This window comes from Georgfuchsia toluolica, assembly GCF_907163265.1.
In the GTDB taxonomy this organism is placed as follows: domain Bacteria; phylum Pseudomonadota; class Gammaproteobacteria; order Burkholderiales; family Rhodocyclaceae; genus Georgfuchsia; species Georgfuchsia toluolica.
On record NZ_CAJQUM010000001.1, the window covers coordinates 2,199,592 to 2,218,540 of the forward strand.

Consider the following 18,949-nt stretch of genomic DNA (forward strand, 5'->3'; position numbering starts at 1 on the left):
TGGGGGTCTTCAATTTGCCTTTCGCGTATTTTCATCATCAAGGGATGGCACTGGCGATCATGCGCGTTACCCGTTCTGGTTCTTCTGCCAGAGCACGTCGGTTCCGCCGGCCGCCTTGTTGAGCCAGCGGCCCAGCACGAACAGCAGATCCGAGAGACGATTCAGATAGCGGCGCGATGTCATTGTCACGACTTCGTTGCGCGCCAGCGTCACCAGTTTGCGTTCGGCACGGCGGCAGACGGCGCGTGCGAGATGGGTGATCGCCGCGGCGCGATTGCCACCGGGCAGGATGAATTCCTTGAGCGGCTGCAACTCGCCATTGAAGCGATCGATCGCCGCCTCAAGCCGGGCCGGCTGGTTTTCGCCGAGCAGGGCATGGCCGGGAATCGACACTTCGCCGCCCAGATCGAACAGGTCGTTCTGGATACCAGACAGCAGGGTGCGCACCTCGCCAGGCAGTTCCTCGCACAGGAGCAGACCCAGCAGCGAGTTGAGCTCATCCACGTCGCCCATGGCCGCAATGCGCAGGGCATCCTTGCCGGTGCGCGAGCCATCGCCCAGCCCGGTGCTGCCATCGTCGCCGGTGCGTGTGTAGATTTTCGAAAGCCGGTGTCCCATGCGGAAATCATCCCACGAAAAACGGTTAGCCACAGAGGACACAGAGTTCACAGAGGAAAGGCAAAGGCAAAATCTGGTTTGTTCTTCTCTGTGTTCTCTGTGATCTCTGTGGCTTGAATTGAGCTTTTCTGGATTATAGCTACACTCCCCACCATGATTTGCGAAATCGACTTCCCCGACATCGACGGCGGGCGCTGGCGCATGCGCTTCGTCCAGCCGCACCGATTATTCATCACACATGTGCTGGACGAAGTGCCGACTGTGATTGCGCAGGCGGAAGCGGCGGCGCGCGATGAACATTGGGTCGTCGGCTTCGTTGCCTATGAAGCGGCACCGGCCTTCGACCCCGCCTTGCAAGTCAAGGCGGCTACAGCGGCGCTGCCGCTTGCCGCCTTTGCGGTGTACGGCAGTTATGACGAAGCGCTGACGACCGACGCAAAGGATCGCGACAGCTTTGCCTGCGGGCGCTGGTCGATGACGGCGTCACGCAGCGCCATCGATGCCGGTATCGCGGACATCCGTGCCGCCATCGGCAACGGCGACTACTATCAGGTAAATTACACGACACGGCTGGAGTCCAAGTTTTCCGGCAGCGCCGCGGCGCTGTATGCCGCGCTGTGCGAAGCCCAGCCCGACGGCTATGGCGCTTATCTCGACGGCGGCGAGTGGCAGATCGCCTCGGCGTCGCCCGAACTGTTCTTCGACTGGACGCCGGACCGCACCCTGACCACGCGGCCGATGAAGGGCACCGCACCGCGCACCGCATCGGTCGACGCGTTGCGCGATTCGGCGAAGGAACGGGCCGAAAACCTGATGATCGTCGATCTGCTGCGCAACGACCTGGCGCGTGTGGCCGAGACCGGTTCGGTCGCCGTGACACGACTGTTCGACATCGAACCGCTGCCGACGGCGTGGCAGATGACCTCGACCGTGCGCTGCAAGACCAGGACGGAGGTGACGCTGGTTGATGTGTTTCGCGCCCTGTTTCCCTGCGGCTCGGTGACCGGCGCACCCAAGGTGGCGGCCATGCAGGCAATTGCCGAACTGGAGTCGACACCGCGCGGCGTCTATTGCGGCGCCATCGGCCTGATTCGTCCCAATGGCCACGCCACGTTCAATGTCGCCATCCGCACCGTGGCGGTGGACGCGAAGACCGGCACGGCACGCTGCGGCATCGGCAGCGGCATCACCCTCGATTCCACGGCTGCGGCGGAATATGCCGAATGGCTGGTGAAGCGCCGCTTCCTGCTGCACGCCACGGCCGCGTTCGACTTGATTGAAACCCTGCGCCTGGAGGCCGGGCACTATTGGCTGCTCGACCGGCACCTGCGTCGTCTACAGGACAGCGCGGAACATTTCGGCTTCGACTGCGATGTTGATGGGATACGGCGCAAACTGGAAGGCAACGTGCGGCAGCATTCGAAGAGCGCCTGGCGCGTCCGGCTGCTGCTGGGGCGCGACGGTAGCGTAAAGCTCGAAACCCATGCACTGGAAGCCAGTCCCGCTATCGTGCGCGTTGCCCTGGCGCTGACGCCCATCGACAGTGGCAGCGAAACCCTGCAGCACAAGACCAGCGAGCGCGCGATCTATGCGCCCCATGCGCCGGCCAGCGCGGACATTTTCGACACGCTGCTCTTCAATGAACGCGGCGAGGTCACCGAATTCACGCGCGGCAATGTCGTCGTCGAACTTGACGGTAAGCGCATTACCCCACCGCTGTCCTGCGGCCTGCTGCCGGGAGTGTTGCGCGCGGAACTGTTGGCAAGCGGCGAAGTCAGTGAAGCCATCGTCATGCGCGCCGACCTGGCGCGCGCAACGCGGCTCTGGTTTATCAATAGTGTGCGCGGGGAGTTATTGGCGCAGATCGTCGGCCCCGTCATTCCATAGGGATTCCCTTCGGTCATTCCCGCGTAGGCGGGAATCCAGAGGTTTATTGACATCCGATGGCCGGGACTCGCCCCGGCGGGCGACCTACTTTCTTGCTCGTGCAAGAAAGTAGGCAAAGAAGCACTCCCCGCTGCACCGGCCCTTCGGGCTCCCCTCGCTGCGAAAGGCTCGCCGGGCCGGCATCGCAAACTTGCCTTCGGCTTCGGACAGCGACGCCGGACTTCCCCCGGCGAACCTTCCTCCACTCGGCGGCGCAGAAGGGGGCTTGTCCATGCTATCTCGACGAGTGCGCAAAGTAGAGCCAGAAATTCAATTCACACTAGTCCCAATAGTTTTCGGTTTCTACAGCCTCAACGTGGAAGTCACCGACGGATCACCGCAGGCGCGGAGTTCATATATGATGGATTAGACCGCATTAACATCACGAAGAGAGTCCAACGTTCGCATAGGTCAAACGGGTCGCCCGCGTAATCACTTCTAGCAGAAGGACAACTTCTGACGGATTAGAGACCGGTTCAAGCAACGAGTCGGTACTGATATTTAGATGGGTGACGAGTCGGTCGTCACCAAGGAGGCAAAAGAATGGCGTTTCACTCTCGCTAGGGGCATCGCCGCGAGGCAGAGCAGTCGCTTCTCGTGGAACTCGCAGTGCGTCCAATAAGGTCTTTATCCGGTTATCAAGATCACCAGCATGGCTAACTAACTCTCCTGGCGCGCCAGGCCGTAGCATCGTGATATTCAACTCAACCACCATGTGAATGCTCTCACTTACGAGTGGAGCGAACTGAAAACTTCCAATTTGCTCAATAAGTGTGATGTCACCCGGCTTTGGTTCTGGCTTGAGCCAGTCGGTAAAATCGGCCAGCGGCGGTTGCGCCCAAAGTTGCTTGAGTTGCGGATGAAAAGCGCGGCGAATTGCCTGCTTATCGTCGACGCCGCGATTCGACTTGAGAGGGCCGCGATAAAAAAGTGTAAAGCGCATGATTGGGGTTCTGCGGGCTAACGTGAAGTAGATGTCGTCGAGAAATGGCGGGGCATGTCATCAAATAGCCATGTATGGCAATTGGTATCCATATCTAGGCATGGTGTTTTCATTTCGCCAACAGCATACATATCAATAAAAGTGATGTCCATTGCTCGACACGTTAAACCCCTTCTGCGCCGCCGAGTGGAGGAAGGTTCGCCGGGGGAAGTCCGGCGTCGCTGTCCGAGCCGCAGGCGAGTTTGCGACGCGGGTCTGGCGAATCTTCTGGAGCGAGGGCAGCCGAACGAAGTGAGGCCGGTGCAGCGGGGAGTGCTTCTTTGCCTACTTTCTTGCACGAGCAAGAAAGTAGGTCGTCTCCGGGGCGAGTCCCGGCTATCTCCCTTATGCCGTTCATGTTTCGGCAAGCTCAACACGAACGGATATACAGGGAAGAAAGCCACTGGATTCCCGCCTGCGCGGGAACGACCGAAGAAAGTCCCCGCGTGCACAAGAAAGGTTCCAGGTTCGAATTGTTTTCCGCATGCGGCATGGATCAGGCTCATCTGCGGCATGCGCGGCCTGCAAATGACTAATTTCTCGTATAAGCCAACTGGTAGCTGGCGACGCCTTCGAACGCGGTAAGTTCGCTCGCCAGGCCGGATAGCGATAATCCGTATTTCCTGTTCAGCGCGACCGCCACGAAGCGCCATTCGGCACAATTTTCCTTGAGTCCGATGGATAGCGTGCCCATCGCGATTTCATAGCCGCGTTGCAGCGCCATTTGGCGCAGGGCTGCTTCGCGTGGCTCAAAGCCGGGGCGGAAGTGCATCACAACCTGCACGGCATGGTGTTGCGGCAGCCAGGTCTCGAGCCGCGATACCCACATCATGCAGGTGACCGAGAGCAGGGTCAGCAGAATGGCGGCGGAGTAAAGCTCGACGCCGACCAGCACGCCGACGGCTGACGATGCCCAGATCGATGCTGCGGTGGTGAGTCCGCTGATCGAGAGACCCTCCTTCAATATGACACCAGCACCGAGGAAGCCAATACCCGTGACGATACCCTGGATCACGCGGGTCGGGTCAATGGCCCCGACTTGCTGCAGGCCATGTGCGCCGAACCAGAAGGCCGGGTAGCCGCAGATCGCTACCAGTCCGGCGGAGGCCGTACACACCAGGCCATAGGTGCGCATGCCCGCGGCGCGGCCGTGATAGGAGCGTTCATAGCCAAGTATCAGACCGAGCACAAAGGCGCCGGTGAGGTTCATAAACACCTCGATATTGATGGCGACCTCGGATACGGTCCAGAAACTTTTCAGATATTCCGGGGTGAACGGTTCCATGTCTGTCTCCCCTCGGTCAGATCAGTTCCACTGCGCGCAACTCGTTCTTGAGATAGGCGTAGTAGATCGGCGCTGCCACCAGTCCGGCCATGCCGAACGCTGCCTCCATTGCCAGCATGGCGATCAGCAACTCCCATGCTCGCGCCGAAATGCGGCCACCGACAATGCGCGCATTGAGGAAGTATTCCAGCTTGTGTATGACCACAAGATATGCCAGCGAGGCAATGGCGACGTTATGCGAATGGGCCAGGCTGATGATGACGATCAGCGTGTTCGAGATCAGGTTGCCGATTACCGGCAGCAGCCCGGCGATGAACGTCACCATGATCATGGTCTTGATCAGCGGCAGGTCGACGCCAAATGCCGGCAGCACGGCCAGGAGGTAGATGCTGGTGAAAATCGTGTTCAGGGCCGAAATGCGCACCTGTGCGAACACGATCTGGCGAAACGAGTCGGCCAGGCGCCGGGCGCGCTCCATCAGCGCTTCGGCAAGCGGCCCCATCTGTTGCGGATGCAGTTCGGTACGCAGGGCGAGTATCGCGCCCACGACCAGTCCGATCAGGATATGCGCCAACGAGCGCACGGCTTCGATCCCAACCAGTTGCAGTTCGCCGAGATGGGTGCGCAGCCAATCCACTATCGCATTCTTCAGGGCATCAGCATTGTCGGGCATGGATTGCACAGCCCAGGACGGCAGTTCCGTGCGTGCCCGCTCGATAATGTCGGCCAGCTTGCCGCCGAGCGCGGCGAATCCGCCGCCGTCGCCGCGGAACAGCGCCATCAGCAGTCCGCCCGCCGCGATCAAAGCGCCGATGATGACCGCGCTGAGCAGCACCAGCGCCACCTGCTTGGCGCGAGGACCGGACACCACGCGGACCAGTTTCGGCGCCAGCAAATGCACCAGTTCATACACCAGGAGACCGGATATCAGCGCGGGCAACAGATGGAGCTTTACCACCAGAAACAAAACCAGAGCAGCAATCAGCCAGGAAGCGATGCGAATGCGGGAAGCGGATATCGTCATGTTGTTATAAGCCCGTTAATCCGATATGAGGATTCTCGCCTGTGCGGGGGATAAACTCAATGGGACGGGAGCCAGGCCTCAATACGGGATGCGATACCATTTGCAGCCGGCCGGAACTAATGCCGACAGCATGCGAAGCCTGTTGCGCTTTTATATTGGGGTGCCGAAGCGGCCACAGCCAGCAATCTGGCCGGGCATGGCAATCTCTAACCGGATGAAGGATTCGTGCTTTCAGCGGACGCTGGACGGCAATGAACAGGAGGCGTTGGGGAAACTCTTCCCCAATGGGGCTGATGGGGGCTTCACATCAGCACGATCGATAGAATGAAAGCAGGACGCAGCCCTTGCGCCCTTAGCCCATGTCACCCGCAATGTAGTGTTTGAGCTGGTCGATGATGAATTTCTGTTCGGAGATGATGTCCTTCACCAGGTCACCGATGGAGATCAGGCCGATCAGCTTGCCGTTATCGAGGACGGGCAAGTGACGCAGACGGTTATCGGTCATCAGCGCCATGCATTCCTCGTTGGTCTGGGTCGGGCGCACATACATGACTCTGGATATCATGATGTCGCGGACCAATGTCTCTCTCGACGACAGGCCCTTGAGGGCGATCTTCCGCGCATAGTCGCGCTCGGTGAAAATGCCGACGATCTTGCCGTCCTCCAACACCAGGAGCGCGCCGACGTTCTTCTCGGCCATCAGCTTGACGGCGTCGAATACCGACGTTGTCGGCGCGACATTGTGAATAGTCTGGTCGGCTTTCGACTTAAGAATTTGAGCCACGCTTTTCATGAGCGATTCTCCGTATGGAAGTAATGCATATTATATCAGTCGCGTAGGGTACGCAGAGCAAGCAGCCTGAGTCCGGCCCGGGAAAGCCACACGCCAAGCCGCTGGCAAATATTGCGCTTGCATGATCGCCATTGTGGGCAGCGGGAATTTTGTTTGCAATTGCACCGGATACGGCGCATAGTGCGCACCTGCGATATTCGAGCAGTGCTGTTGCTGTCTGGTTCGGTACCCATTTTCACGGTATTCCTTCCTTCATCATCCCGTGCGGCCTTGAGCTTCGCCCCAACCCGGAGACAACGGCCATGGCCAAAGAAGAATTACTCGAAATGAATGGCGTGGTGATGGAAGTGCTGCCTGATTCGCGCTTTCGCGTTACGCTCGACAACGGTCACGATCTCGTCGCATACAGCGCAGGCAAGATGCGCAAACACCATATCCGGATCCTCGCCGGCGACAAGGTGTCGCTGGAGCTTTCTCCCTATGATTTGAGCAAGGGACGCATAACGTTCCGTCATATCGAAGGGCGCGGCGCTCCCGCCCCCTCTCCGCAGCGCCGCAGGGTTTGACGCATCGGCCTCCACCGACCTTGCACAAACCCGCCCATTCCCAGTACTGCTCCCGCCGCCAGTAGTCACAGGGGGTTCAGCTTCGTGCGCCACACGGCGATGGCGCACGCGATCGCAATGGCGGACCCCGCCCCATGCCGGCCCGCGGCGCTGTTGGCGAGCAGTTAGGCGGAACCTTACCGTCGCCGGCAGCAGACCGCCGCCCTGGATGCGCTCGCGCCAGGGCGAATTGCGCACGCGCTGCCATAGATGCGCCATGGCGAAAGCGAGGGTTGCCCCGGGAGTGCAGAAGGCAAGGGTAGCCAGTGCGGTGCCTTTGATTCCGGCTTGATGTATCGAATTATCCCTAAATGGCGCGGGATTGCGAGACAATAGCGCCCCTCCCCGCAGCACGTCCGCCCCGCGCTGCCATCCCGCGGTACCTGCCATGTCAAATTCTATCGAACGCTTCGATCAACTCGCCCTGTCCACGCCGCTGCTGCAGGCGCTGGAGGCGCTCGGTTATGAAACGCCATCGCCGATCCAGGCCGCCTGCATCCCGCACCTGCTCGCGGGCGATGACTTGCTCGGCGAGGCGCAGACCGGCACCGGCAAGACGGCGGCCTTCGCGCTGCCGCTGCTGCAACGCATCGAGGTCGCCGACAAGCGGCCCCAGGTACTGGTGTTGACGCCGACGCGCGAACTGGCGATCCAGGTCGCCGAGGCGTTTCAGAGCTACGCCCGCAATCTCGCCGGCTTCCATGTGCTGCCAGTGTATGGCGGACAGAGCATGGTGGTGCAATTGCGCGCGCTGTCGCGTGGCCCGCAAGTGATCGTCGGTACGCCGGGGCGCATCATGGATCACCTGGAGCGCAAGAGCCTCACCCTGGCGGGCCTGCGCACGCTGGTCCTCGACGAGGCCGACGAGATGCTGCGCATGGGCTTCATCGACGATGTCGAATGGATACTCGAACATACCCCCGCGGAGCGGCAGACGGCGCTTTTTTCGGCCACCATGCCGGAACCGATCCGGCGCGTGGCGAAGAAGTACATGCGCGAGCCGCGCGAAATCAAGATCAAGAACAGCACCGCGACGGTAACCGCGATCCGCCAGCGCTACTGGCAGGTGAGTGGTCTGCACAAGCTCGATGCCTTGACGCGGATTCTAGAAGTCGAAGAGGATTTTGATGCGGCCCTGGTTTTTGTGCGCACCAAGACCGCAACCGTGGAACTGGCGGAAAAGCTCGAAGCGCGCGGTTATGCCGCGGCGGCCTTGAACGGCGACATGGTGCAGGGCCTGCGCGAGCGCGTCGTCGAACAGCTCAAGAACAAGGCGCTCGATATCGTCATCGCCACCGATGTCGCCGCGCGCGGCCTCGACGTGTCGCGCATCAGCCATGTCATTAACTACGACATTCCCTACGACAGCGAGGCCTACATCCATCGCATCGGCCGCACCGGCCGCGCCGGACGTACCGGCAACGCGATTCTGTTCGTCGCACCGCGCGAGATGCGCATGCTGCGGACCATCGAGCGCGCGACGCGTTCGCCAATCGAGCCAATGCAGCTGCCGAGCAAGGAGATGGTGGCCAATCGCCGCGTCGCCCAGTTCAAGCAGCAGGTGATGGATACCATCGCGACGCAGGAACTCGAATTTTTCGAGAACGTGGTGCGCCAGTTGATGCAGGAACAAAACCTCGGCGCGCGAGATGTCGCCGCCGCGCTGGTCTATCTGGCACAGGCCGAGCGCCCGTTGCAGATCGAGGAAAAATACGAAAAGCCAGAGAAGTTTTCCAAGCCGGAAAAGTCCGAGAAGTTCGACAAGGCAGACAAGTTCGAAAAGTTTGAAAAGCCCGCTGCCGGGCGCAAGCAGATCACCAAGCCGGTGAAGAGCGCCAAAGGTGCCGGCGGCACCGTTGGCAATAGCGGCGTGTGGGATCCGACAGGCCCCAGGCAGCGCTACCGGCTCGACGCCGGCCGCAACCACGGCGTGACGCCGAAAGACATCGTCGGCGCCATCGCCAACGAAGCCGGCATCGAGAGCCGCTACATCGGCCAGATCGATCTGTTCGACGACTTCAGTACCGTGGAGTTGCCGACACTGCCTGAAGATACGCTTCAGTTGCTGCAAAAAACCCGCCTGCGCGGTCGGCCGATGGATATCGCCGTTGACGACAGCAGCGCCACCGAGCGCCCTGCGCACAAGAAGTTCGGCAGATCCGATGCAGGAGAACGTCCGCCGCGTGTTCCAAGGTCGCCACAGACCTCGGTCTCGCCCTGGGCGGACAAGCCGCAAAAACCGTACAAGTCGTCCAAGCCCCCATTCGACAAAAAACCGTCCTTCGACAAGAAGCCGCCCTTCGACAAGAAGCCGTTCAAGAAAAAAGCGTCACCGGGCTCGGCCCATTAAGCTGTTTGCTGCGCTGAAGGGTTATTGGCAATGGATGAGCTGAACACGCCCGCATCGATGGGACTGACGCTGCCGAGCCCCGCCTATCTTGCCGGCATCGCTCTGTTCAGCATCATTGGCTATGCCGCCTATCGCTATGGCAAGAAGGCATCGCTCCCGATTCCGAAATGGATCGGCATCACCCTGATGCTCTACACCTACATAACGCCGGAGACCTGGATGATGTATGTGGTCGGAGCCGGCCTTTGCACGGCGCTGTATGCATTTCGCAAATGATGATCGCACCGCGCGCCACGCCCGAACTGATTGAAGGTGTCCGGTTGATCGTGGAGAGTTACTCGCGCTTGCTCCAGCGTCCTGAGAGTCGGCCGGATCAGGCATTTCAGAAAATGCCCATGGCGAGCCCCGCTGCTATCGTGGCGCCGAGATTCTTGCACTCTTCTAGGTGTGCCGCGTCGATTTGCTTTGGACGCAGGATTTCGGCCTTCGTCTGGGCGTGGGTGCAGATGATCAGGGGAGGCGCTATGGACTTCAGCCGCCAGCCGGTTGCGATGCGCTCGATTTGCCGGGCAGCATTATGGCCGTCGCTGCCGGCACAGATCATGGCGGCGTAGGGCTTGCCGTTGATCTGTTCCAGTACCTGGTAATACGTCCGATCGAAAAAGTGCTTCATGACACCGGAGATGGCAGCAAGATTTTCCGGGGTTGCAAAAATATAACCGTCGGCCGCCAGCAAATCGTCCGCGCCTGCGTCTGGCGCACGCAGCACCCTCACCTGTAGCGAAGTTTCGGTGGCCGCGCCGGCCGCTGCTGCTTGCACCATCTGGGCAGTACCACCGGTCATCGAGTGATAGACTACGAGCAAAATTTTCATTTGCAACCCTGATTGCCTCCCTAGGTATGCTGGCGCCGAAGCAGGCCGACAAGCCAGAGCGTACACCAGTCTTGCGCGCGAGACCTTCGCTTTTATATTGCCTACATTTCCGACGCCAAGGGCCATAACTCCGTTGCACTTCAGACTTGAATAGCCCTTGAATTTCCGATCGGCCGCTTGAGGATCAGGTATGGTCGTATGCCCTGGCGTTCTTGGCTTTCCGGGAGCGACAGCACAACAGATTCGGGGTGAAAGAAGCGAGGCCAAAAATCTTTTCTGGCTTAAGATACGAATGGCCTTGACTAAAGGCGCCGCAAAAAAATTCGACTCCTGTAGCTTCAACCATTATGGGTTCTCGCATTACCGGACACAGGTGGAACAATTTCGCAAAGGCTCTGCTGCTGAGCCTGGCGCTACATGCATTGGTTCTCTCTCTGCAGTTCGGCGACTCGGACAGTGGTTTGCCCAGGTTCGGGATGCCGGAAGAGTCCAAGACTGCCAGCATCCCAATGCTGAATGCGATCCTGCATAACCAGGAAGTGGTGGAAAAGTCGCTACCGGAATTGGCTACCCAGGCTGTTGTCGGCAGTAGCGAGCAGCACACTCCCGGTTCGCTGAACCGGGAACCTCCGCCGTCAAATCTGCCGCCCGAACCTGTCACCGCCAGCATTGCCAAGCTTGAGACGCGCCCGCCAGAATCGGTGGAGAAGCGTCCTGTCGCAGGCGTGACGTCAGAAGCGCCGAAAATTGTTGCGCCCGCCGCTGATGTCGCCGTGTTGAGCACGGACAAGACAAGTACATGGAGCCGGCCTGTTGGAGGTGACGAAACGCTGAACAAGCAGGAAGGCGCTGAGCATAAAAAAGAAACCCCTGCTCCCGAACAGAAAACGGTTGAAGAACAGGTACGGATTGAAGGGGAGAAGGCAGCCCAGGCAGCGGCTGCGCAGGAGAAGGAGCTGGCCTTGGAGAGAAAGCGGGCCGAGGAACAGGCTGCTGAGGCCAGAGCGAGAGAGGAAGCTGCCCGGGCGCAGCAGGCCGCAGCCGAAGCCCTGGCACGCCAGCACGAAGTCGAAAAACTCGCCGCAGAAAAAGCCGCTAAAGAGACTGCGGAAAAAAAACTGGCAGAGCAACAGAAAATGGCTGAGGAACAGGCGCGGATTGAAAAGGAAAAAGCCGCCCAGGTAGCCGCTGCGCGGGAGAAGGAGCTGGCCTTGGAGAGAAAGCAGGCCGAGGAACAGGCTGCTGCGGCCAGAGCGAGAGAAGAAGCTGCCCTGGCGCAGCAGGCCGCAGCCAAAGCCCTGGCACACCAGCGCGAAGCCGAAAAACTCGCCACAGAAAAGGCCGCAAAAGATGCGGCGGGAAAAATTCTGGCGGAACAACAGGACCGCCTTTCAAATATGGGGACAGGCAAACCCGATGGCGGCAAGGAAAGTGGAAGCGCGCCAACTGCGGGGAAAGGCAGCGATCTTGCGCGGCGGGCGATCGATGCGATCAGGGGCGGACAGATGGGCTTGCCGGGGATTGAAAGCGCAGAACCTGTCCGGCCACGGCACGGCAGTATTCTGGGCAGAAACCCCAAAGAAATACAATTGGCCTTTTACGGCGAAGGCTGGCGGCAGAAGATAGAACGCATCGGCAGCCTGAATTATCCGACGTTGTCGAAGAACCTTGTCTACGATCCCCTGGTGGCAACCGTGAGCATCAACAGCGATGGCACGCTTGCCGGCGTGCGCGTCGTGAAAAGCAGCGGACACAAGGATCTGGACGAAGCCGTGCTGCGGATTGTGACCATGAGTGCGCCGTTTGCGCCGTTCCCGCCTGACATGAAGCGAATGTATGACGTTGTTGATCTCACCCGCACCTGGGTTTTCCTGGATTACCGGCCAACAATTACCGGCGAGTGAACGGGGAATGGCGTCACCGGCGGCCGCTCCGTTACAGGCGGTCCGCCAGTGATCCCTACATAGGTTAGATCAGTCCGAGTGCCACCATGGCATTGGCTACCTTGATGAAACTCGTAATATTTGCCCCAATGACGTAGTTGCCGGATGCGCCAAACTCTTCTGCTGTTTCGTAGGTTGCTGTGTGGATGTTGGTCATGATTTCGTCGAGTTTTTTCTCCGTAAATTCGAAATTCCACGAATCGCGACTTGCATTCTGCTGCATCTCCAGGGCCGACGTCGCCACACCGCCGGCATTGGCTGCCTTGCCCGGTCCGTAGGCGATCTTTGCGTCAAGAAAAACCTTGACGCCATCCGGGGTCGTGGGCATGTTCGCGCCTTCGCCCACGGCAATGCAGCCGTTTTTCACCAGCGTCTTCGCATCCTTGCCATTGATCTCGTTCTGCGTCGCAGAAGGCATCGCAACCTGACAGGGAACCTCCCAGATATTGCCGCCGGCAATGTACTTGGCATCCTTATGATAGGTCGCGTAGTCGGCTATCCTGCGCCGCTCAACTTCCTTCAATTTTTTCACGAGATCGAGATCGATTCCCTTCTCGTGCACGATGATGCCATTCGAGTCGGAACAGGCAACGACCTTTGCCCCCAGTTGGTTAAGCTTCTCGATGGTGTATATCGCGACGTTGCCGGAACCGGAAACCACGCAGGTCTTGCCTTCGAGCGAATCCTTGCGCACCTTGAGCATTTCGCGCACAAAATAGACAGCCCCATACCCGGTTGCCTCGGTACGTACCAGGGATCCGCCCCAGCCGATTCCCTTGCCGGTAAGTACGGCCGATTCATACCTGTTGGTGATCCTCTTGTATTGGCCGAACAGGAAACCGAGTTCGCGGCCGCCGACGCCGATGTCCCCTGCCGGTACGTCCGTATATTCTCCAAGGTGCCGGTACAGCTCAGTCATGAAGCTCTGGCAGAAGCGCATGATTTCGTTGTCCGATTTTCCTTTCGGGTCAAAGTCGGAGCCACCCTTGCCGCCGCCGATCGGCATGCCGGTCAGAGCGTTTTTGAAAAGCTGTTCAAAACCGAGGAACTTGATGATGCCGAGGTAGACCGACGGGTGAAAGCGCAGGCCACCCTTGTAGGGGCCGATGGCGCTGTTGAACTCGACGCGGAAGCCACGGTTGATGTGGACCGCACCCTTGTCGTCCTGCCATGGCACGCGAAAGATGATCTGGCGCTCGGGCTCGCAGATGCGCTCGATGATCTTGTGGTGGGAAAATTCCGGGTATTTGACAAGGACAGGCCCGAGCGATTCGAGCACCTCCTTGACCGCCTGATGAAATTCATTCTCCCCAGGATTTCTTGCCTTGACTTGCTGATATATCGACTCGATCTTCTCTTCCAATACCACTGCCATAATGCCTCCCATGAAAAAAATTGGTAGTCCCATCGTTCCACCGGGGATCAATGCCGACTTCTGCTTGGTTCTTTATTTTTCGTGAGAGCGTTGCGTCAATTTAACTGGATGCAAAAAACCCGCACATGAGAATCCAAAGATCAAACATATCACGGTAGAAGAAAACACTTGGCGTGAATATTCGCGATTCCCACTACGGAACTCATGCTTCTATAAATAGTTTTGTTGCTGATGAAATGCCCATTTGGTGCACCTATCGGCAAAGTTGGAGATGAATATAGGTGATTAACGTAGGTGCGCCGCTGATGCGCTGGATCGCGCGGAGGAGGACAATGCGCGCTAAATCGTCATTATCAATAGTGATGCATATCCAATTTAGACGGTATTTGCAGGCATTGGTGTTTGTTGCCATCTACGTCGCTATCGACGGGTTGACTTACATGCATCCGATGCATGGACTCAACATCACGCCGTGGAATCCGCCTCCCGCGCTTGGCCTGGTGCTTTGGTTGCGATATGGCAGGATTGCTGCGCTCCCCTGGTTTGGTGCAATTCTGGTTTCCGAGCTGCTGATCCGGCATATGCCGGTACCGTTATTGTTTAACGTCGCGCTGTCCGCATTCATGGTGATTGGCTATGGTTCGATTGCGGAATTGTTGCGCATTCGCCTTGGCCGTAGCGAAGTCCTCCACGACCAGCGGAACCTGCTCTCCTGGCTGTTCATCATCGTCACAGCCACGCTTGTAACAAGCTGCCTGTATATCGCCATGGTGAGCCTTGCCGGTCTGATTCCGGCGCAGGAGTGGGCGATTGCATTTGCCCGTTTCTGGGTGGGCGATTGCGTTGGCATCATCGTGACGATGCCGTTTTTCTGGATGTTTTCCGAGCGCCTTGGCCGCGAGCGTTTGAAAAAAGCTCTTTCAAGCTGGGGAACCCTTGGTTACGGTTTGCTCGGCATTGCAATGCTATGGCTTGCCTTTGGTTTCAGCGATAGCGGCAATTTCAAGTATTTCTACCTCCTCTTCCTGCCTGTTGTATGGGCTGCAGCAAGACAGGGGCTGGCCGGTGCAGCCATTGCGGCATTTGTGCTTCCCACCGGAGTTATCGTCGCCGCGCAGTGGGTCAATCTGGTCTCCATCACCATGTTTGAGCTGCAGATGCTGGGGGCCGTGCTGGCGTTTGTGGGTTTCTTTATCGGCGTGGTCGTGGATGAGAAACAACGCGTCAGCATGGAACTGCAGCAAACCTTGCGCCTTGCGGCTGCGGGCGAGATGGCAGCTGCATTGGCACATGAACTCAATCAGCCGCTCAGCGCTCTCTCTGCCTATGGCAGCGCCAGTGAGGAACTGCTGGCCAAAGGTGAAACCGGCGCGCTGCTTCACGATACGATCCGCCGCATGGTTGTGGAGTCGCACCGTGCTGCCGATGTCGTGCGCCGGCTGCGGGATTTTTTTCGTACCGGCGCAACCAGGCTGGAGCGCATCAGTCTGGTTGAACTTATCGATGGCGCCACGGCCTCATTCTCGGTCAAAGCGGCGCAGCGCAGCATCGATCTGATGATCGATCAATTGCCGGATCGTACGCTGCTGGTGGATCGCCTGCAGATCGAGGTCGTTCTGCGCAATCTGTTATCCAACGCTTTTGATGCAGTCTGCGAGTGCCCGGTTAACAACCGCCAGATCCATATTTCTGCGTACATTGATGATGCGAACTGGTTGCGTATCCGCATCGAAGACAGCGGCCCGGGCCTGACTGCCGCAATGGCTGAGCGCTTGTTTGAGGCATTCCACTCGTCCAAGACCAGCGGCCTTGGCCTTGGGCTGCCCATCAGCCGCGCAATCGTGGAAGCGCATGGCGGCAATCTGCTGGCCAAGGTCATCGGCCACGGCTTGTTCGAAGTTGTTCTTCCTGTCGAGGGGAAACCTGAAGATGCTTCCTAGCGCCAAAACAGTTTTCATTGTCGAAGACGACCCGTCGGTACGCGACGCGCTTGGTCTGCTGCTTGGTTTGCGTGGATACTCGGTGGTTATCTTTGCCGACGCGGAAAGCTTTCTGGATGCGTATCGCCCCGAGTGGTTTGGTTGTCTGCTGATCGATATCCGAATGCCGGGAATGGATGGCCTTGCGCTACAAAAGCGGCTGCTGGAGCAAGGCAGCCATATCCCAATCATCATAATAACCGGGCATGGAGACGTGAATTCGGCCAGAGAGGCATTTCGTTCGCAGGCGGTCGATTTCCTCGAGAAGCCGATCGACCACGCCAAGCTTATCAGCTCAATCGAAGAAGCGATGGCCGGACAAATTGCCGCACAAGATGTGGAGGCACGGCGCAGTGGTTTTCGCCGCATGCTTGAAACATTAACGCCACGAGAGGCGGAAGTAATGGAACTGGTAGTGGCAGGAAGGCATAACCGTGAAATTGCCGGAATCCTGCGGATTAGCGTCCGTACCGTCGAGGTGCACAAGGCGCACTTGATGGCTAAACTGAAAACCGACAGCGTGGCAGATCTGGTTCGCCAGTACTTGATACAGCGCGGAATTGAGGCGCATTGAATCACTCCGGCTGTATTCGCGGCCAAGCCGCGGCCTTTGTTCGCTGGCAAGTGCTTTGATCTAGCCCCGGCTCAGGATGTCGGCGAATGTCTCGGGCGTGATGCTCGTGGCCTGGCCAAAGCCGCCGACGAAGCGAATCGAACTCGGCTGAATAATGAACAGCGAGAAGTCGGCAAAGCCGAACATCTCGGCGCTGTGCGGGAAGCGCGACAGGTAGGCCGCCTTCGCTTCGGCATGGCAGGCGTCGGTACAGAGCAGGGCCTGGCCCTGCACGGTGATCCGCGCCAATGCCTGGGCGGTGATTCCGGAAGCCCTCGGTGCCACCACCAGCAGACTGGCATTCGGACTCGACAACATGTCCTTTGTATGCATCGCGAGCCGGCTGACATGAATGATGAAATTCGCATTGCCGGGAAGCAGCGCGAATGGCACCATGGAAACGAAGGGCTGGCCGTCATGCAACGTGCCGAGCGCGGCGATTTCCTGTGATCGCAGCAGTTCTCTGAGTATCTGGGCGTAGGCGGGGTTCATCGGAGAATTATATGGGTTGGCGCGGGAGGGGATGCTGCCCGCGTTATCCCACCATGTCGATGCCGAGCCTCAGGATCAGCGCACCGACCACCAGCAGAAAGATGACACGCACGAAGCCGCTGCCGTGCTTCAGCGCCAGCCGCGAGCCTAGCGTTGCGCCGCCAACATTGCATAGCGCCATGACCACTACCAGCGGCCAGACGATCTGGCCGTGCGGGATGAACCAGGCCAGTGCCGCGATGTTGGTCAAGGCATTTACGAATTTCGCGCTGGCGGAGGCGGCAAGAAAATCGAGGCCGAAGACGCGAACGAAGGCAAAGATCAGGAAGCTGCCCGTGCCCGGGCCGAAGAAGCCGTCGTAGAAGCCAAGCAGTCCGCCGACGGCCAGTGCGGGCAACAAGGGTCTTGTCGGCATGCGTCCGCTCGATTTACCGAAACCAGGACGCAGCCAGGTATAGAGCCATACCCCGAGCAACAGCAGCAGAACTAGAGGGCGCATCGCGGCCTTCGGTATCCATCCAACCGCCGCTGCTCCCATATAGCCGCAGAGCAGGGCCGCTGCCGAGGCGGGTAGCAACACGTGCCAGGACAGCGCGATGCGCCGGCTGTAGCGCCATGCCGCATTGAGCGTGCCGAACACACTGCTGCCCTTGTTGATGCCGAACAGCGTCGCGGGTACCTCACCCGGCAGCGTGACGAACAATGCCGGCAACTGGATCAATCCGCCGCCACCGGCAACCGCATCGACGAAGCCGGCGCCGAGCGCGGCGATAGCAAGGAAAATCAGGTCGGATGTTGCGGACAAGAATTAGGGCCTGTTCACACTTGGCCGGCGTGATGCGTTGCTGGCGAAATGCGGATGGATGCAAGGCGGAGGGCGCAGCCAATGGCCATCCCCCTTGGCAAGCCCGACAACGCCGCAGACGCCGCATTTCGCTGCAACCCGGAGGGAACGGGCGAATCTGCCGCATGGCGGCGTTGCTCGTCGTTTATTTGGAACAACCAAATCGCACTCCTCGCGCCTTGCCCTGCAACAGATTCGCCTCGTTCGCACCAGCCGCCCAAGTGTGAGCAGGCCCTAGCGCCAGCGATTGATGTCGTCGCGGGTCTGCAATGCTGCCTTGCGTGCGACTGCGGCAAAATCAGCGCCCTTGCCGGCATAGAGGATGGCGCGCGAGGAATTGATCATCAGGCCGGTGCCATTTTTCGTCTTGCCCGCTTTCAACGTGGCTTCGATGTCGCCGCCCTGGGCACCGATGCCGGGCACTAGCAGCGGCAGTTCGCCGACGATTTCGCGCACGCGCGCGATTTCGGCGGGAAAGGTGGCGCCAACAACGAGAGCGCATTGCCCGCTCGTGTTCCATTCGTTGGCAACCAACCGCGCGACACGCTCATACAATTTTTCATCGCCAACATCGAGAAACTGCAAATCACTACCGCCGGGGTTGGAAGTGCGGCAGAGCAGGATCACGCCCTTGCCTGGCCAGGCCAGATAAGGCTCAACCGAATCGCGACCGAGATAGGGATTTACCGTCACCGCGTCGGCGCCGTAGCGCGCGAAGGCTTCCTTCGCATACTGTTCCGCCGTGCTGCCGATGTCGCCGCGCTTGGCGTCGAGGATCACCGGAATGCCGGGATGTGCGAGGTGGATATGCGATATCAATTGTTCCAACTGTGCTTCGGCGCGCTGCGCGGCAAAGTAGGCGATCTGCGGCTTGAAGCAGCACACGGCATCGGCGGTGGCATCGACGATGGCCTTGCAGAATTCGAAAATCATCTGCGGCCTGCCCTGCAGGTGCGCGGGGAACTTCGCCGGATCGGGATCGAGACCGACGCAGAGCAGGCTGTTGTGCGCGGACCATGCGGCACGCAGGGCGGCGTTGAAATTCATGACGTGTTCTCGTCGTCGACGTCGTCGGTCTTTTCGCGGTCCTGCTTTTCCCGCAACCGGGTATTTTTATCCTTGTTGATGAAAACAAAACGACCGTGCAGGACGCAGCCTTTCATGCCCGGGTCGCAGGGCAGGTTGTTCACCCTGGTGCAGGTGTCATTGACTTCGTGAGGGCAGCCCCATCCGCTTCCCATGATGT

18 protein-coding genes are annotated in these 18,949 nt (G+C 59.1%); 7 read left to right on the forward strand and 11 right to left on the reverse strand.

Annotated elements, in window-relative coordinates:
* Nucleotides 1-66: 66 nt before the first annotated feature.
* Nucleotides 67-618, reverse strand: a complete 552-nt coding sequence (locus K5E80_RS10350) for a cob(I)yrinic acid a,c-diamide adenosyltransferase (RefSeq protein ID WP_220636075.1) — start codon at nt 616-618, stop codon at nt 67-69.
* 153 nt (nt 619-771) lie between these two features.
* On the opposite strand from K5E80_RS10350, the gene pabB reads away from it, so the two are divergent.
* Entirely contained in the window at nt 772-2,505 is a 1,734-nt protein-coding gene (gene pabB / locus K5E80_RS10355) for an aminodeoxychorismate synthase component I (RefSeq protein ID WP_220636076.1), read from the forward strand.
* 421 nt (nt 2,506-2,926) lie between these two features.
* Here pabB and K5E80_RS10360 read toward each other — a convergent pair whose 3' ends face one another.
* The 4 genes from K5E80_RS10360 to K5E80_RS10375 all read right to left on the reverse strand — a co-directional run bounded on the left by K5E80_RS10360 (nt 2,927) and on the right by K5E80_RS10375 (nt 6,628).
* Nucleotides 2,927-3,487: a hypothetical protein gene (locus K5E80_RS10360; RefSeq protein ID WP_220636077.1), complete on the reverse strand. Its 561-nt coding sequence runs from the start codon at nt 3,485-3,487 to the stop codon at nt 2,927-2,929.
* Nucleotides 3,488-4,058: 571 nt separating this feature from the next.
* Nucleotides 4,059-4,811: an MgtC/SapB family protein gene (locus K5E80_RS10365; protein WP_220636078.1), complete on the reverse strand. Its 753-nt coding sequence runs from the start codon at nt 4,809-4,811 to the stop codon at nt 4,059-4,061.
* A 16-nt stretch (nt 4,812-4,827) separates the two neighbouring features.
* Nucleotides 4,828-5,835: an AI-2E family transporter gene (locus K5E80_RS10370; RefSeq protein ID WP_220636079.1), complete on the reverse strand. Its 1,008-nt coding sequence runs from the start codon at nt 5,833-5,835 to the stop codon at nt 4,828-4,830.
* Between the two features lie 352 nt (nt 5,836-6,187).
* Entirely contained in the window at nt 6,188-6,628 is a 441-nt protein-coding gene (locus K5E80_RS10375; protein ID WP_220636080.1) for a CBS domain-containing protein, read from the reverse strand.
* A gap of 302 nt (nt 6,629-6,930) precedes the next feature.
* On the opposite strand from K5E80_RS10375, the gene infA reads away from it, so the two are divergent.
* From infA to K5E80_RS10390, 3 genes are all read left to right on the forward strand, one after another.
* The gene (gene infA / locus K5E80_RS10380; protein WP_220636081.1) at nt 6,931-7,194 is read left to right on the forward strand and encodes a translation initiation factor IF-1; all 264 of its coding nucleotides are present in this window, start codon (nt 6,931-6,933) and stop codon (nt 7,192-7,194) included.
* A 427-nt stretch (nt 7,195-7,621) separates the two neighbouring features.
* Nucleotides 7,622-9,583, forward strand: a complete 1,962-nt coding sequence (locus tag K5E80_RS10385; RefSeq protein ID WP_220636082.1) for a DEAD/DEAH box helicase — start codon at nt 7,622-7,624, stop codon at nt 9,581-9,583.
* A gap of 30 nt (nt 9,584-9,613) precedes the next feature.
* Nucleotides 9,614-9,859, forward strand: a complete 246-nt coding sequence (locus tag K5E80_RS10390) for a hypothetical protein (protein WP_220636083.1) — start codon at nt 9,614-9,616, stop codon at nt 9,857-9,859.
* Between the two features lie 106 nt (nt 9,860-9,965).
* On the opposite strand, the gene K5E80_RS10395 is transcribed toward K5E80_RS10390, so the two are convergent.
* Nucleotides 9,966-10,457, reverse strand: a complete 492-nt coding sequence (locus K5E80_RS10395) for a flavodoxin family protein (RefSeq protein ID WP_220636084.1) — start codon at nt 10,455-10,457, stop codon at nt 9,966-9,968.
* Between the two features lie 347 nt (nt 10,458-10,804).
* Here K5E80_RS10395 and tolA point away from each other — a divergent pair, with 347 nt between their 5' ends.
* Nucleotides 10,805-12,361 (forward strand): cell envelope integrity protein TolA, encoded by a 1,557-nt coding sequence (gene tolA, locus K5E80_RS10400; RefSeq protein WP_220636085.1) that lies wholly within the window; start codon nt 10,805-10,807, stop codon nt 12,359-12,361.
* 64 nt (nt 12,362-12,425) lie between these two features.
* Here the strand turns inward: tolA and gdhA are convergent, their stop codons facing one another.
* Nucleotides 12,426-13,775, reverse strand: coding sequence for an NADP-specific glutamate dehydrogenase (gdhA, locus tag K5E80_RS10405; protein ID WP_220636086.1), 1,350 nt, complete (start codon nt 13,773-13,775; stop codon nt 12,426-12,428).
* A gap of 398 nt (nt 13,776-14,173) precedes the next feature.
* Between gdhA and K5E80_RS10410 the strand changes: the two genes are divergently transcribed.
* Together K5E80_RS10410 and K5E80_RS10415 are read left to right on the forward strand one after the other, a co-directional pair.
* Nucleotides 14,174-15,715 (forward strand): ATP-binding protein, encoded by a 1,542-nt coding sequence (locus K5E80_RS10410; protein WP_220636087.1) that lies wholly within the window; start codon nt 14,174-14,176, stop codon nt 15,713-15,715.
* Nucleotides 15,705-16,328 (forward strand): response regulator transcription factor, encoded by a 624-nt coding sequence (locus K5E80_RS10415; protein WP_220636088.1) that lies wholly within the window; start codon nt 15,705-15,707, stop codon nt 16,326-16,328. The genes K5E80_RS10410 and K5E80_RS10415 overlap by 11 nt, the downstream gene beginning before the upstream one ends.
* A gap of 60 nt (nt 16,329-16,388) precedes the next feature.
* Here the strand turns inward: K5E80_RS10415 and K5E80_RS10420 are convergent, their stop codons facing one another.
* The 4 genes from K5E80_RS10420 to K5E80_RS10435 form a co-directional block, all read right to left on the reverse strand.
* Entirely contained in the window at nt 16,389-16,859 is a 471-nt protein-coding gene (locus K5E80_RS10420; RefSeq protein WP_220636089.1) for a HugZ family pyridoxamine 5'-phosphate oxidase, read from the reverse strand.
* A gap of 43 nt (nt 16,860-16,902) precedes the next feature.
* Complete coding sequence (locus tag K5E80_RS10425) at nt 16,903-17,664, reverse strand: sulfite exporter TauE/SafE family protein (RefSeq protein WP_220636090.1); 762 nt, start codon at nt 17,662-17,664, stop codon at nt 16,903-16,905.
* 273 nt (nt 17,665-17,937) lie between these two features.
* On the reverse strand, nt 17,938-18,750 hold the full coding sequence (pyrF, locus tag K5E80_RS10430) for an orotidine-5'-phosphate decarboxylase (protein WP_220636091.1): 813 nt from the start codon (nt 18,748-18,750) through the stop codon (nt 17,938-17,940).
* On the reverse strand, nt 18,747-18,944 hold the full coding sequence (locus K5E80_RS10435; RefSeq protein ID WP_220637384.1) for a hypothetical protein: 198 nt from the start codon (nt 18,942-18,944) through the stop codon (nt 18,747-18,749). Before K5E80_RS10435 ends, pyrF begins: the two co-directional genes overlap by 4 nt.
* Between the last annotated feature and the right edge of the window lie 5 nt (nt 18,945-18,949).

Coding starts and splice junctions, on each gene's coding strand:
- pyrF (WP_220636091.1), bottom strand. CDS start 18,750: ATGAATTTCAACGCCGCCCTGCGTGCCGCATGGTCCGCGCACAACAGC.
- K5E80_RS10360 (WP_220636077.1), bottom strand. CDS start 3,487: ATGCGCTTTACACTTTTTTATCGCGGCCCTCTCAAGTCGAATCGCGGC.
- K5E80_RS10415 (WP_220636088.1), top strand. CDS start 15,705: ATGCTTCCTAGCGCCAAAACAGTTTTCATTGTCGAAGACGACCCGTCG.
- K5E80_RS10375 (WP_220636080.1), bottom strand. CDS start 6,628: ATGAAAAGCGTGGCTCAAATTCTTAAGTCGAAAGCCGACCAGACTATT.
- K5E80_RS10420 (WP_220636089.1), bottom strand. CDS start 16,859: ATGAACCCCGCCTACGCCCAGATACTCAGAGAACTGCTGCGATCACAG.
- K5E80_RS10435 (WP_220637384.1), bottom strand. CDS start 18,944: ATGGGAAGCGGATGGGGCTGCCCTCACGAAGTCAATGACACCTGCACC.
- gdhA (WP_220636086.1), bottom strand. CDS start 13,775: ATGGCAGTGGTATTGGAAGAGAAGATCGAGTCGATATATCAGCAAGTC.
- K5E80_RS10385 (WP_220636082.1), top strand. CDS start 7,622: ATGTCAAATTCTATCGAACGCTTCGATCAACTCGCCCTGTCCACGCCG.
- K5E80_RS10370 (WP_220636079.1), bottom strand. CDS start 5,835: ATGACGATATCCGCTTCCCGCATTCGCATCGCTTCCTGGCTGATTGCT.
- infA (WP_220636081.1), top strand. CDS start 6,931: ATGGCCAAAGAAGAATTACTCGAAATGAATGGCGTGGTGATGGAAGTG.
- K5E80_RS10390 (WP_220636083.1), top strand. CDS start 9,614: ATGGATGAGCTGAACACGCCCGCATCGATGGGACTGACGCTGCCGAGC.
- K5E80_RS10395 (WP_220636084.1), bottom strand. CDS start 10,457: ATGAAAATTTTGCTCGTAGTCTATCACTCGATGACCGGTGGTACTGCC.
- K5E80_RS10350 (WP_220636075.1), bottom strand. CDS start 618: ATGGGACACCGGCTTTCGAAAATCTACACACGCACCGGCGACGATGGC.
- pabB (WP_220636076.1), top strand. CDS start 772: ATGATTTGCGAAATCGACTTCCCCGACATCGACGGCGGGCGCTGGCGC.
- tolA (WP_220636085.1), top strand. CDS start 10,805: ATGGGTTCTCGCATTACCGGACACAGGTGGAACAATTTCGCAAAGGCT.
- K5E80_RS10365 (WP_220636078.1), bottom strand. CDS start 4,811: ATGGAACCGTTCACCCCGGAATATCTGAAAAGTTTCTGGACCGTATCC.